Source organism: Rhizobium sp. 01T444 (assembly GCF_056398305.1).
In genome coordinates, this window is record NZ_JBFTPD010000429.1 from 1 (window position 1) to 513 (window position 513).

Annotated in this window: 1 pseudogene; it reads left to right on the plus strand. The window is 61.0% G+C overall.

The features are described 5' to 3' along the window. Positions 1-144 precede the first annotated feature (144 nt). Positions 145-513: pseudogene (aceE, locus tag AC1DTN_RS39300) on the plus strand (pyruvate dehydrogenase (acetyl-transferring), homodimeric type); the annotation flags it as partial.

Below are 513 nucleotides of genomic sequence, written 5' to 3' on the forward strand. Positions count from 1 at the left end.
ACATTGGCTCATGCAGCGGCTTGTGGGTCGCGTTCAAGTTAACTAAAGTTTTCTCACCCCCGATGCGACGTGCAAGCGCGACGCGAATTCGGATGAGCCGCATCGGGCAACCTTTGCGGCACCCGCGGAAAAGAAGGACGGATGATGGACAGATTGACCGAAGCAGCGGATGCGGATCCGCAAGAGACCCAAGAGTGGCTTGAATCGATGGAAGCGGTCCTCGCGCATGAAGGGCGCGCGCGCACGCACTACTTGCTGGACCAACTGCTGGAGCAGGACAAGCTCGGCGATGGCAACTACGTGGCCAAGACGACGACTCCGTACGTCAACAGCATCGGAACGCGCGAGCAGGCGGCATTCCCGGGAAATGAACAGATCGAGGCTCGGCTGGATGCCTACCTGCGCTGGAATGCGATGGCGCTGATCCTGCGCGCGGGCAAGCATTCGGGAGTCGGTGGCCACATTGCCACGTACGCGTCCGCGATCACCTTGTACGAGACGGGGTACCGGCAC